Origin of the sequence: Kitasatospora sp. NPDC086801, assembly GCF_044745805.1 — a bacterium.
In the GTDB taxonomy this organism is placed as follows: Bacteria; Actinomycetota; Actinomycetes; order Streptomycetales; family Streptomycetaceae; genus Kitasatospora.
In genome coordinates this window covers 459,791-472,882 of record NZ_JBIVAX010000001.1, presented here as the reverse complement: position 1 = coordinate 472,882, position 13,092 = coordinate 459,791, and the positions used below count along the sequence as shown (strand labels likewise).

The following is a 13,092-nucleotide window of genomic DNA, read 5'->3' as shown; positions in this document are numbered from 1 at the left end:
CGCAGCCCGTGCTGCCGGCGCCGACCAGCCCACATAAGGACCGGGAGAGAAGAGCGAAGGTGTCCCCGAGCAGCGAGACCGCGCACGGACAGCGACTCGTCATTGTCGAGTCGCCGGCCAAGGCGAAGACGATCAAGGGCTACCTGGGCCCCGGCTACATCGTCGAGGCGAGCGTCGGGCACATCCGCGACCTCCCCAGCACCGCGGCGGAGGTCCCGGACAAGTACACCGGCGAGGTGCGCCGCCTCGGGGTGGACGTCGACCACGACTTCGCCCCCATCTACGTGGTCAACGCGGACAAGAAGTCCCAGGTCAGCAAGTTGAAGTCGCTCCTCGCGGAGTCCGACGAGCTCTTCCTCGCCACCGATGAGGACCGCGAGGGCGAGGCCATCGCGTGGCACCTCCAGCAGGTGCTCAAGCCCAAGGTGCCGGTGCACCGGATGGTGTTCCACGAGATCACCAAGACGGCGATCCAGGAGGCGGTGGCCAACCCGCGCGAGCTCAACCAGCGCCTGGTCGACGCCCAGGAGACCCGCCGCATCCTCGACCGCCTCTACGGCTTCGAGGTCTCGCCGGTGCTGTGGAAGAAGGTCATGCCGAAGCTCTCGGCGGGCCGGGTGCAGTCCGTCGCGACCCGGCTGGTGGTCGAGCGCGAGCGCGAGCGGATCGCCTTCCGCACCGCCTCGTACTGGGACCTGGTCGGCACCTTCGGCACCGGCCGCACCCCGGCCGACGCGGCCAACCCGGAGACCCTCGGCGCCCGGCTCTCCTCGGTGGACGGCAAGCGGATCGCCACCGGCCGCGACTTCGGCTCCGACGGCCGGCTGAAGGCCGGCAGCGCCAACACCCTGCACCTGGACGAGCAGGCCGCCCGGCAGCTGGCCGCCGCCCTGGAGCAGACCGCGTTCAGCGTCCGCAGCGTCGAGTCCAAGCCCTACCGCCGTTCGCCGTACGCGCCGTTCCGCACCACCACGCTCCAGCAGGAGGCCAGCCGCAAGCTGGGCTTCGGCGCCAAGCGGACCATGCAGGTGGCCCAGAAGCTGTACGAGAACGGCTTCATCACCTACATGCGCACCGACTCCACCACGCTGTCGGACACCGCGATCTCCGCCGCCCGCGCGCAGGTCACCCAGCTGTACGGCGCCGACTACCTGCCGGACGCCCCGCGCACCTACGCCAGCAAGGTCAAGAACGCGCAGGAGGCGCACGAGGCCGTCCGCCCCTCCGGCGACCGCTTCCGCACCCCCGCCGAGACCGGCCTGACCGGCGACGACTTCCGGCTCTACGAGCTGATCTGGATGCGCACCGTCGCCTCCCAGATGAAGGACGCGGTCGGCCAGTCGGTGACCGTCAAGGTCGGCGGCGCGTCCGCGGACGGCCGCGACGTCGAGTTCTCCGCCTCCGGCAAGATCATCACCTTCCACGGCTTCCTCAAGGCCTACGTCGAGGGCGCCGACGACCCGAACGCCGAGCTGGACGACCGCGAGCGCCGGCTGCCGCAGGTCGTCGAGGGCGACCCGCTGGCCGCCGAGCAGCTCACCCCCGAGGGCCACGCCACCAAGCCGCCGGCCCGCTACACCGAGGCCTCGCTGGTCAAGGAGCTGGAGGACCGGGAGATCGGTCGCCCCTCCACCTACGCGTCGATCATCGACACGATCATCCAGCGCCGGTACGTGTTCAAGAAGGGGACGGCGCTCGTCCCGTCCTTCCTCTCCTTCGCCGTGGTCAACCTCCTGGAGAAGCACTTCGGCCGACTGGTCGACTACGACTTCACCGCCAAGATGGAGGACGACCTCGACCGGATCGCGGCCGGCGAGGCCAAGTCCGTGCCGTGGCTGAAGCGCTTCTACTTCGGCGAGGGCGACGGCCACGCGACCGGCGGCGCCGCCGAGGCCGGCAACGGTGACGGCGACCACCTGGGCGGCCTGAAGGAACTGGTCACCGACCTCGGCGCGATCGACGCCCGGGAGATCAGCTCGTTCCGGATCAGCGACGGCATCACCCTGCGGGTCGGCCGCTACGGCCCGTACGTCGAGCGGGCCTCCGACGTCGAGGGCGAGCCCGGCCAGCGCGCCGACATCCCCGACGAGCTGCCGCCGGACGAGCTCACCGTCGAGCTGGCCGAGGAACTGCTGGCCAAGCCCAGCGGCGACTTCGAGCTCGGCCCGGACCCGGTCAGCGGCAACATGCTGGTCGCCAAGGACGGCCGCTACGGCCCCTACGTGACCGAGATCCTGCCCGAGGGCACGCCCAAGACCGGCAAGAACGCGGTCAAGCCGCGCACCGCCTCGCTGCTGAAGACGATGTCGCTGGACGCCGTCACCCTGGAGGACGCGCTGCGGCTGCTCTCGCTGCCGCGCGTGGTCGGCGCCGACGCCGAGGGCGTGGAGATCACCGCGCAGAACGGCCGCTACGGCCCGTACCTCAAGCGCGGCACCGACTCCCGCTCGCTCACCAGTGAGGAGCAGATGTTCACGGTCACCCTGGAGGAGGCCCTGGCCATCTACGCCCAGCCCAAGCAGCGCGGCCGGGCCGCCGCCGCCCCGCCGCTCAAGGAGCTGGGCACCGACCCGGTCAGCGAGCGGCCCGTCGTGGTCAAGGACGGCCGCTTCGGCCCGTACGTGACCGACGGCGAGACCAACGCGACGCTCCGCAAGGACGACGAGGTCGAGACCATCACGCCGGAGCGCGGCTACGAGCTGCTCGCCGAGAAGCGGGCGCGCGGGCCGGTGAAGAAGACGGCGAAGAAGGCCCCGGCCAAGAAGGCGACCGCCAAGAAGGCGACGGCGACCAAGACCGCCGCCACCAAGACCGCCGCCACCAAGACCGCGGCCGCGAAGAAGACCGCCGCCAAGAAGACCGCGACGAAGGCGACCACGGCGAAGAAGACGGCGGCCAAGAAGACCGCCGCCGCCAAGGCCGCGGCCGTCGACGAGGGCTGATCCTCCGGCAGGGCTTCGACCGGAGCCCTGCCAGGGGGCCCTGTCACGGCCCCTGGCAGGGCCTCTGGCAGAGCTCAGGACAGGGCTAGAGCAGGCCTTCGCCAGCGCCAGCGCCTTCGCCAGTGCCTCCACCAGTGCCTCCACCAGTGCCGACGGGCCCGCGACCCCACCCCGGGGACGCGGGCCCGCGGCCGGTCGGGCCGGGTGCGCGGAACGTCACAACCCGGTGATGAGCGGGATCCGGAACCCCGTTCGTCTCATTCCGGCCAACCCCCGCCCGCTACGCTGACCGTATGACGAGCGAGGAGCAGCCCACCCCCAGCGCAGCCCCGGCCGCCCGCGACGCCACGTCCGGCCTGCCCGAGGTCGCGCCAGCCGGGACCCCGGTCGAACGGGCCCGCGCGCTGCTGCGGACGCGCCCCTACCGGCGCCTGTGGACCACCCAGCTGATCGGCGGCACCGCCGACCGGCTCGGCCTGTTGGTGCTGCTCGCGCTCACCGTGATCGCCGTCGCCCTCGGCGGCCAGTTCGGTGACCTGCCGCGCAGCCTCGCCTTCGCCGTCACGGCGGTCCTCGCCGTCCGGCTGGCGGCCACCGGGCTGGTCGGCGTCGCGCTGCTCGGGCCGGTGCACCGGCTGGTCGCGGGCCGGCTGGACCGGCGCTGGACGCTGTTCGGCGCCGACGCCCTGCGCGCCCTGCTGATCGGCCTCGCGCCCTGGTGGACCGTCTGGCTGGGCTCCGGCCCGAAGCCCTCCGGCGCCGCCGCCTACGTCCTGCTCGCCACCGTGTTCGTCACCGGCGCCGCCGAACGGATCTGGGGGATCGCCAAGGACGCCGCCGTCCCGGGCCTGCTGCCGCCCGCCGACCCGTACGCCCCCGCCGCCGAGCAGCGGCCCGCCGCCGCCCACCTGGACACCGTCCGGCGCATCGACCGCTTCACCGGCTGGGCCACCGTGCCGCTCGCGGCCGTCGGTCTGGTCGCCCTCACCCTGCTGAACAACATCGGCGCGGCGCTCGGCTCGGACTGGCTCCGGGCCCACCAGCTCACCTTCGCCGCGCTCGGTGCGGCCGGTCTGTTCGCCGCCTCGGCCGCCCGCGGCTACCTCCAGCAGCTGCCCGTCGGCCCGGTGGTCGTCGCCCCGCACTCGCCGCTGAAGGGCCTGCGCGCCCCCACCGACGCCACGCCCGGCCCCGCGCTGAGCAAGGGCCGCACCGGCAGCGCCCCGTACTTCACCTTCGCCGTCGCCGCCGGGTACGCCTCGATGACCGGCGTCGTCGCGCTCGCCCTGCTCACCGCCGCCGAGCACCGGGCCGGGCCGATCGGCTACGGCCTGCTGGTGCTCGCCGCCACCGCGGCGCCCGCCCTCGGCTCCCGGCTCACCCGGGCCACGCTGCCCGCGCTCTCGCGCCGCCGCCTGCTCGCGCTGGCGCTGCTCACCGAGGGCGTGGCGCTGATCCTGGCCGGGCTGGTGCTGGACTTCGTCCTCGTCCTGGCCCTCACCGTGCTGGCCGGCCTCACCGCCGGGATCGTCGTCTCCGCTGGGCGCACCCTGCTCGGCCAGGAGGTTGAGGAGGCCCGGCTGCCGAAGGTCACCGAGCACCTGTACGCGGTGCTGCGGGTCGTGGTCGCCGCCGCACTGGTCGTCGTCCCGCTGATCGCCGCGGCGTACGGGGACGTCGAGTACGGCACGGTCGAGCCCGGCTCGTTCACCTTCATCCACGGCGGTGCGGCCCTCGCGGTCGCCACCTCGGGGCTGCTCACGCTGGTCCTCGCCGCCGTCGTCCTGCTGCGGACCGACGACCGGCGCGGCACCGCGCCCTTCGGCCGGGACCTGGTCGACGCGGTGCGCGGCGCCGTCGGCCCGGCCCCGCGCCAGGGCGCCGGCACCGGCTTCTTCATCGCCCTGGAGGGCGGCGACGGCGCCGGCAAGTCCACCCAGGCCCAGGCGCTCGCCGAGTGGATCCGCGGCAAGGGGCACGAGGTCGTGCTCACCCGCGAGCCCGGCGGCAGCCCGGTCGGCCAGCGGCTGCGCGGCCTCGTCCTGGACGTCGGCAACACCGGCCTGTCGCACCGCGCCGAGGCGCTGATCTACGCCGCCGACCGGGCCGAACACGTCGAGAACGTCATCCGGCCGGCCCTCGCCCGCGGCGCCGTGGTGATCACCGACCGGTACATGGACTCCTCCATCGCCTACCAGGGCGCCGGGCGCGACCTGGCCGCCACCGAGGTCGCCCGGATCTCCCGCTGGGCGACCGGCGGGCTGCTGCCCGACCTGACCGTCGTCCTGGACGTCGACCCGACCCGGGCCCGGGAGCGCTTCACCGAGGCGCTCGACCGGCTGGAGTCCGAGCCCACCGAGTTCCACCAGCGGGTCCGGTCCGGCTTCCTCGCCCTCGCGGCCGCCGACCCGGCGCGCTACCTGGTCGTCGACGGCAGCCAGGCCCCCGGCTTCGTCACCACCGCCATCCGGCACCGGCTCGACCGCGAGCTGCCGCTCTCCGAGCAGGAGAAGGCCGCCCGCGCCGAGCAGGAGCGGCTGGCCCGTGAAGAGGCCGAGCGCCGCGCCGCCGAGGAGGCCCGCAAGAAGGCCGAGGCCGAGGCCGCCGAGCGCAAGCGGCAGGAAGTGCTGGCGCAGCTGCGGGCCGAACAGGCCGAGAAGGAGCGGCTGGCCAAGGAGGAGGCCGAACGGGCCGCCGCCGAGGCCCGGCGCAAGGCCGAGGAGGAGGCCCGCCGCCGGGCGGAGGAGGAGGCCCGCCGCCGCGCCGAGGAGGAGGCCAAGCGGAAGGCCGAGGAGGACGCCCGGCTGGCCGTGGAGGCCGCCGAGCGCAAGCGCCTCGCCGACGAGGCGGCCGCCCAGGCGGAGCTCCAGCGGCAGCGCGAACTCCAGCGCGAGGAGCAGCGCCGCCGGGCGGAGGAGGCGCTGCAGCGGGCCGAGGAGGCCCGGCTGGCGCAGGCCGCCGCGCTCGCTGCGGCTGCTGCTGCGGCGCAGACGACGGCGGATCGGGCGGCGGCGGGCTCGGCTGGCCTGGCCGGTTCGGTCGGTTCGGGTGCTGGCTCGGCTGCCGGTCCGGCTGCTGGTCCGGCCGCTGGTTCGGCTCCCGGCGAGGCTGTGACCACCGAGCTGCGGGCCGTGCGGGACGTCCCGGGGGCGGGGCCCGTGGGCGCCGCCGGGCCCGGCGGGACCGACGAGGCGACGCGGGAGCTGTCGCCGCGGGACCGGCAGGCGGCCGTCCGGGCGGCGGAGGCCGCCGACGCGACCGCCCAGCTGCCGGTGGTCCCGTCGGCCGCCGCGGACGAGACGGCCGTGCTGCCGAAGGTTCCGGAGGAAGCGGACCGGACCGCGGTGCTGCCGCGGGTCGAGCCGGAGCGTCCGGTGTCGGAGCGTCCGGCGTCAGGGCGTCCTTCGTCGGAGCGTCCGGCGCCGGGTGGGGCGGCGCCGGGCCGTGCTGGGGCGGGCCGTACCGAGGATCGGGTGCCGCCGGGGCTGTGGCGCGAGGAGCCGGTGGACAGCACCCGCGAACTGCCGGTGGTCGACGCCGAGCCGCGGCCCGTCGACGAGTCGCAGGCCACCGCCGAGCGGCCCCGGCCCGACTGGGCCGAGGAGACGCCGATGGACGACCTGCCGAGCCTCACCGACACCCTGCTCGGCTCGCGTGACGAGTGGGCGCGCTGGAATCACGGCGCCCCGGCCCCGCAGGACCCGCGTGGCAGCCAGGACCGGCCGGCCCCCGGGGGCGACCAGGGTGAGGGCGGCGGCAAGGGCAAGGGCCGTCGCTGGGGCCGCCGGGGCTGACCCCGGGCGGCGGGACGGACGACGCAAGGACAGCGGTACGGACGACGGTAAGGACAGCGGTACGGACGGCGGGCGGCGCCGTCGGGGCGGAGAACCCCGGCGGCGCCGCCCGTCGCCTTCGGCGTCGGGGTGTCTTCTGCGGTGACGGGGCGTTCCTTCGGCGGCGGGTGCCTCGGAGGGCGCCGTGGCTGTCGGAGCGGACACGTATGCTCGACGGCGGGGAAGAGGCGCCGGGAGCGCTGCCGTACGGAGCTTGGGAGCAGCAGTGGCCGTCTGGGACGACCTGGTGGGCCAGGAGCGGGTGGTCGAGCAGCTGACCGCCGCCGCCCGGGCGGCCGGGGCGACGATCGCGGCCGGCCGCGGATCCGACTCGCAGCCGGGCGGGAACGCCTCCCTGATGACGCACGCCTGGCTGTTCACCGGCCCGCCCGGGGCCGGGCAGGTCACCGCCGCGCGTGCGTTCGCCGCGGCCCTCCAGTGCACCAGCCCGGACCTCGCGCTCGGCGGCACGCCCGGCTGCGGGTTCTGCGACGGCTGCCACACCGTACTGGCCGGCAGCCACGCTGACGTCAAGTACGTCCGGACCGACGGCCTGTCCATCGGCGTCGGCGACATGCGCGAGCTCGTGCTGCGCGCCTCCAGCTACCCGACCGGCGGCCGCTGGTCGGTGATCCTGGTCGACGCCGCCCACCGGCTCACCGAGGCCGCCGCGAACGCGCTGCTCAAGGGCGTGGAGGAGCCCTCCCCGCGCACCGTCTGGCTGCTCTGCGCCCCCTCCGTCCAGGACGTGCTGCCGACCATCCGTTCGCGCTGCCGCCTGCTCGTCCTGCGCACACCCGCCGCCGAGGCCGTCGCCGACATGCTGGTCCGCCGCGACGGCGTCGATCCGGAGACGGCCCGGCTGGCCGCACTCGCCGGGCAGGGCGACGTCGAGCGCGCGCGCCGCCTCGCCGTCGACGACCAGGCCCGCACCCGCCGTACCGAGGTGCTGCGGATCCCGCTGGAGGTCGGCGACATCGGCGGCTGCCTGGCCGCCGCCCAGCGCCTCGTCGACACCGCCAAGGCCGATGCCGAGGCGCTCGCCGAGACCCAGGACGCCAAGGAGACCGACGACCTGAAGGCCGCCTACGGCGCCGCCGAGGGCAGCAAGGCGCCGCGCGGCATGGCCGGGGCGGTCAAGGAGCTGGAGAAGCGGCAGAAGAGCCGGGCCACCCGCACCCGCCGGGAGACCCTCGGCGTCGCGCTGCTCGACCTGCTCGGCTTCTACCGGGACGTGCTCGCGCTCCAGCTCGGCTCCAGCGGCGCCCTCGCCAACGAGGACCAGCGGCAGGCCCTGAACCGGGTCGCGCAGGACGGTCCGCCGGAGGGCACGCTGCGCCGGATCGAGGCGGTGCTCGCCTGCCGGAAGGCGCTGGACCGCAACGTGGATCCGCTGCTCGCCGTCGAGGCGATGACGGTGGCGCTGCGCGCGGGCTGAGCCGCGTCGCCGGGCCGTTCGGGGTTGGCCCCTTCTGGGTTGGTCGTTCGGAGCGGGCTGTTCGGGCCGGGTCCTTCGGGGCGGGCTGTTCGGGCCGGGTCCTTTGGGCGGGCTGTTCGGGTCGGGTCCTTTGAGTCGGGTTCCTTTGGGCCGAGTGCCCGGCGTGGGCCTCCCGGAGCCGCTCCGCTGTCCCACCTTCGAGTGAACGATCGATACGCGCCGGGCGCACCCGCGTGTGACCGTCCGCCCGTTGTGCACGCTGGGGGCCGACTGCGCCCCGGTACCGGGGCCGTCGCCCCCCGTACGGCACCGGGTCCCGTCCGGCGCCGGCCCTCCTCCCGAGGCGGTGCGTCCCATGGTTCGTTCGCTCCTCGTCATCCCCCTGCTGATGGCCGCGTTGGGCGGGATCTGGCTGGCCCGCGGCGCGCTCCAGCGCTGGCGAGACCTATGCGCCGCCGCAACCTACGAACTGCCGGGCGACCGCTGGCCGATGCTGGTGCGGGCGGCCGGAGCGATGATCTGCGGGGTCTGCGTCACCGCGCTGACACTGCTCACGGCGGCAGGGGCGTTCGGCGGCCACGGCCGCTACGACCAGGAACCGGACGGGACCGAGCAGGTGGTCGACGCGGCGGGATCGGGTTCGGGTTCGGGCGGGGGAGCGGTGGTCCGGCAGCAGGCGGCGCCGCCCGTCGTGGCGGAGCCGGCCGCGGCCTCCGCCGCCCCGTCGGCGGCCGCGGCCGCGGCCGGCCACTTCGACAGTGTCGGTCAGCCGGGGGGCGGCGAGCTGCTGCAGTCCGCCGTGCCCGGCCCGGACGGGCGCCCGCGCAACGTCCGGGTCTGGCTGCCGCCGCAGTACGCCAAGGAGCCCAACGCGCGCTTCCCGGTCGTCGTGATGCACGCGGCCGCCCCGGGCAAGACCGCCGACGCCGAGGTCCCGGACGTCTTCGACGGCCTCACCGCGGCCCTGCAGACCGGTCGCGCCCGCGCCTTCATCCTGGTCGCGCCCGAGGCGCCGAACGGCACCGCACACCCCTGCGACCTGGTCGCCGCCGCGCCGGCCGCCGTCGCCGACGACGAGGCGCTGCGCACCGCCATCGCCGCCTCCTTCCGCATCCTGTCGCCCAGCGCTGCTTCCTGGGGCACCCTCGGCGTCGAGGGCGGTGCGCCGTGCGCGGCCGCCGCCGGGCTGTCCCGCCCCGACCTGTACGGCGCGGCCGCCGCGGTCTCCGGTCGGTACGACGCCGCCGCGCTCGCCCAGAGTGGCGCCGAGGCCCCGGCCGGCAGCGCGGCGAAGCTGCTGCTGGCCGCCGCCAAGGCCGACACGGCCGGGCTGGACGCGGCCCGCAAGCTCCAGGCCGCGCTCCAGGCCGGGACCGGCCCGGCGGCCAAGGCGGAGGTACGGATCTCGGACAACGTGCAGGACTACACCCCCGAGCGGGAGCGGCTGCGGCTCGTCCGGCAGGCGGCGCAGTACCTGGCCGACGCGCTGTCCAAGGCGTCCTGACCCGGCGTGGACGGGGCGTTGCGGCCCGGTCCCGTGGCGGGTGCCGGGCGGCGCGCTGTGGTGCAATGCGAGTCGGGTCGCCGGGCGACGACCCGGGGATGACGACCGGGGGTGACGACCGGGGATGACGACCGGGGGTGACGACCTGGGGTGACGACCGGGGTGACGATCGAGAGGGTCGGATGATCGAGAGGGGTCGGATGAGGGCCACCGGGCGGGTACTGGTCGCGGCGCTGGCCGTCGGGCTGCTGGCGGGCGGGTGCGGCGCGGGTTCGTCCGGGGCGGGGGGTGCCGGGCCGTCCGGTCCCGCCGGGTCGGCCTCGTCGGATGTGGCCGGGCCCGCGGCGCCGTCCGCCTCCTCCTCGCCCGGCGTCACGCCGCTGGAGCCGCTGCCCGCCGCCGTCCCGGCCGGGCTGGCTCCGTACTACGCGCAACGGCTCGACTGGCAGCCGTGCGACGCCGGGTTCGAGTGCACCACCCTCCGGGTGCCGCTGGACTACGACCGCCCCGGCGACGGCGACCTCACCCTGGCGGCCGCCCGCGCCACCGCCGTCCCGGCGGGCTCCGGTTCCGGTTCCGGTTCGGGCCCGGGCTCCGGTTCCGAGGCCGGGGGCGGGAGCGGTCGGCTCGGCTCGTTGCTGCTCAACCCCGGCGGGCCCGGCGGCTCGGCGGTCGAGTACCTGGAGGCCGCCGCCCGGACGTACGACAGCGGCGTGCGCGCCCGGTACGACCTGGTCGGCCTCGACCCGCGCGGGGTCGGCCGCAGCAACCCGGTCACCTGCCTGAGCGGCGACCGGATGGACGCCTACACCGCCGTCGACCTGACCCCCGGCGACCAGCACGGAGTCGACGCGCTGGTCGCCGCCGACAAGGAGTTCGCCGACGGCTGCCGACAGCGCGCCGGGGCGGCGCTCGGCCACCTCAGCACCGTCGAGGCCGCCCGCGACATGGACGTGCTGCGCGCCCTGCTCGGCGACGAGCGGCTGAACTACGTCGGCAAGTCCTACGGCACCTTCCTCGGCGCCACCTACGCCGGGCTCTTCCCCGGCCGGGTCGGGCGGCTGGTGCTCGACGGCGCGGTGGACCCGTCGCTCGACTCGGTCACCGGCAACCGCACCCAGGCCGGCGGCTTCGAGACCGCCTGGGCCGCCTTCGCCAAGGACTGCGCCAAGCACGAGGACTGCCCGCTCGGCCGCACCGAGCAGCAGATCGGCGAGCAGCTCACCACCCTGCTCGCCACCGTCCAGGCCCATCCGCTGCCCAGCACCGACAACGGCCGCCGGCTCACCGAGGCCCAGGCGACCACCGGCGTCATCCAGGCCATGTACGCCGACTTCCTCTGGCCCAAGCTGCGCACCGCGCTCACCGACGCCAAGGCCGGTGACGGCACCAGCCTGCTGAAGCTCTCCGACTCCTACTACGGGCGTGAGGCGGACGGCTCGTACCCCAACCTGATGTTTGCCAACACGGCGGTGAACTGCCTCGACCTGCCCGCCCCGTTCGCCGGGCCGACGGACGTCCAACGCGCGGTGCCGGACTTCGAACAGACCTCGCCCCACTTCGGCCGCGACATGGCGTGGATGGCGCTGACCTGCACCTACTGGCCGGTCCGGGCCACCGGCACGGCGCACACCATCCGGGCCGCCGGCGCCGCCCCGATCGTGGTCGTCGGGACCACCCGCGACCCGGCCACCCCGTACGCGTGGGCCCAGGCGCTGGCCGGGCAACTGGAGTCCGGACGCCTGCTCACCTACGACGGGGACGGCCACACCGCCTACGGGCACCACAACGCCTGCGTGGACGGCGCGGTCAACCGCTACCTGCTGGTGGGCGAGGCACCGGAGCAGGGCAAGCGCTGCGCCCGGTAGGCGGCGGCGGGGCGTCCGGCCTCTCGACCTCCCGGATGGTTTTCGCTTCAACCGACCGCCGGTGCGACGTTACGATGAGCGCCCCCCGCTCTCATCCCCTCCCCTCCCCGGAGCGCACCGTGCTCGGAGTCAACGACCTGGCGACGTACGTCCTCGGCGCCCTCGTCATCGTCCTACTGCCCGGCCCCAACTCCCTGTACGTGCTGTCCGTCGCCGCCCGCAAGGGCATCCGGACCGGCTACCAGGCCGCCGCCGGCGTCTTCGTCGGCGACCTCACCCTGATCAGCCTCACCTCGCTGGGCGCCGCCTCCCTCCTCAAGGCCAACCCGGCCGTCTTCGCCGTGGTCAAGCTCGGCGGCGCCGCCTACCTCCTCTGGATCGGCTACGGCATGCTCCGCGCCGCCCGCCAGCTCTGGCGCGAACGCCGGACCGCCGACGACCCCGGCAACCCCGCCGCCACCGCCGAACCGGCCCCCGAACCCGTCGAGCGCCCGTTCCGCCGCGCCCTGGTGATCAGCCTGCTGAACCCGAAGGCGATCCTCTTCCTGCTCTCCTTCTTCACCCAGTTCGTCGACCCGGCCTACGGCCAGCCGGTCCTCTCCTTCGGCCTGCTCGGCGGCGTCCTGCAAACCTTCAGCGTGCTCTACCTCTCCCTGCTGATCTTCGCCGGCACCACCCTCGCCGCCGCCTTCCGCCGCCGCAGGCGCCTCTCCGCCACCCTCACCAGCGGCGTCGCCGTCCTCTTCGCTGGCTTCGCCGCCAAACTCGCCGTCTCCTCCGCCTGACCCCCGCCCCCGCCAAACCAGGTGTGGATCACCCGCGAAACCTGTGTAGACTGGCCCGCGTTGCCACCACGCGTGACAACGGTGCCGCCTTAGCTCAGCTGGCCAGAGCAACGCACTCGTAATGCGTAGGTCGCGGGTTCGAATCCCGCAGGCGGCTCCATGGTGAACCCCAGGTCGGGCCTCTGACCTGGGGTTTCTCGCTTTGATGACCATGAGAGTCGGGCAAATCAGGCACCTGGACTCTATGCATCGCAATGCGTAGGCCGCCGGTTCGTTGGTGTCATTGATTCTCTGGGCATCCCTTTGACCTGCGGTTTTGCCGATGATCGTGAGTCTGTCCACTCGGCATCGGAGCACCCCGGTGGACAGCCGGTGGACAAGCGTGCATCGGTGGTGCAGCTGGTGGCGTCGGATGGCCACGGGGCTGCGAGTGGGACTGTCCATTCTCGACAAAGAGCCAGGGCTGAGAGCCGCTCAGCGGGATGATCCAGCGGCCTCCCGAGGCCACGGCGAGGCTCATGCGGTTTCTTGGCGAGCTGGACACGCGCCTGGAGAGCCCACCTGCACGCAGACGCGCTGATGCTGCGGGCGCCAGTGATCGCAAGAAATCTGTCAGTGCCAGGGCCTAGAGTTGACCGCGCCCGATGGCCTGCTGCCGGCCGTGGAGCGAGGTGTTCACGTGCGCTCAAGCGAGGGGCGACACGAACTGTGCAGCAGCGCGG

Annotated in this window: 6 protein-coding genes and 1 tRNA gene; all 7 read left to right on the top strand. The window is 74.6% G+C overall.

Going from position 1 to position 13,092, the window contains the following annotated elements; translation table 11 throughout:
- The first annotated feature begins 59 nt into the window (after positions 1 to 59).
- Positions 60 to 2,942 carry a type I DNA topoisomerase gene (topA, locus tag ACIPLC_RS02145; protein WP_400470016.1) on the top strand — a complete coding sequence of 961 codons (2,883 nt, stop codon included), beginning with the start codon at positions 60 to 62 and terminating at the stop codon, positions 2,940 to 2,942.
- A 293-nt stretch (positions 2,943 to 3,235) separates the two neighbouring features.
- Complete coding sequence (gene tmk, locus ACIPLC_RS02140) at positions 3,236 to 6,736, top strand: dTMP kinase (RefSeq protein WP_400470013.1); 3,501 nt, start codon at positions 3,236 to 3,238, stop codon at positions 6,734 to 6,736.
- A 265-nt stretch (positions 6,737 to 7,001) separates the two neighbouring features.
- Positions 7,002 to 8,213 (top strand): DNA polymerase III subunit delta', encoded by a 1,212-nt coding sequence (locus ACIPLC_RS02135; protein ID WP_400470627.1) that lies wholly within the window; start codon positions 7,002 to 7,004, stop codon positions 8,211 to 8,213.
- A 355-nt stretch (positions 8,214 to 8,568) separates the two neighbouring features.
- Entirely contained in the window at positions 8,569 to 9,717 is a 1,149-nt protein-coding gene (locus ACIPLC_RS02130; RefSeq protein WP_400470010.1) for a hypothetical protein, read from the top strand.
- A gap of 200 nt (positions 9,718 to 9,917) precedes the next feature.
- Positions 9,918 to 11,585, top strand: a complete 1,668-nt coding sequence (locus ACIPLC_RS02125) for an alpha/beta hydrolase (RefSeq protein WP_400470007.1) — start codon at positions 9,918 to 9,920, stop codon at positions 11,583 to 11,585.
- Between the two features lie 119 nt (positions 11,586 to 11,704).
- On the top strand, positions 11,705 to 12,370 hold the full coding sequence (leuE, locus tag ACIPLC_RS02120) for a leucine efflux protein LeuE (protein ID WP_400470004.1): 666 nt from the start codon (positions 11,705 to 11,707) through the stop codon (positions 12,368 to 12,370).
- A gap of 83 nt (positions 12,371 to 12,453) precedes the next feature.
- A tRNA-Thr gene (locus ACIPLC_RS02115) sits at positions 12,454 to 12,530 on the top strand.
- The last annotated feature ends 562 nt before the right edge of the window (positions 12,531 to 13,092 follow it).

Bases quoted from the DNA above. Each gene is read 5' to 3' on its own strand.
- tmk (WP_400470013.1), top strand. From the start codon at position 3,236: ATGACGAGCGAGGAGCAGCCCACCCCCAGCGCAGCCCCGGCCGCCCGC.
- ACIPLC_RS02130 (WP_400470010.1), top strand. From the start codon at position 8,569: ATGGTTCGTTCGCTCCTCGTCATCCCCCTGCTGATGGCCGCGTTGGGC.
- ACIPLC_RS02125 (WP_400470007.1), top strand. From the start codon at position 9,918: ATGAGGGCCACCGGGCGGGTACTGGTCGCGGCGCTGGCCGTCGGGCTG.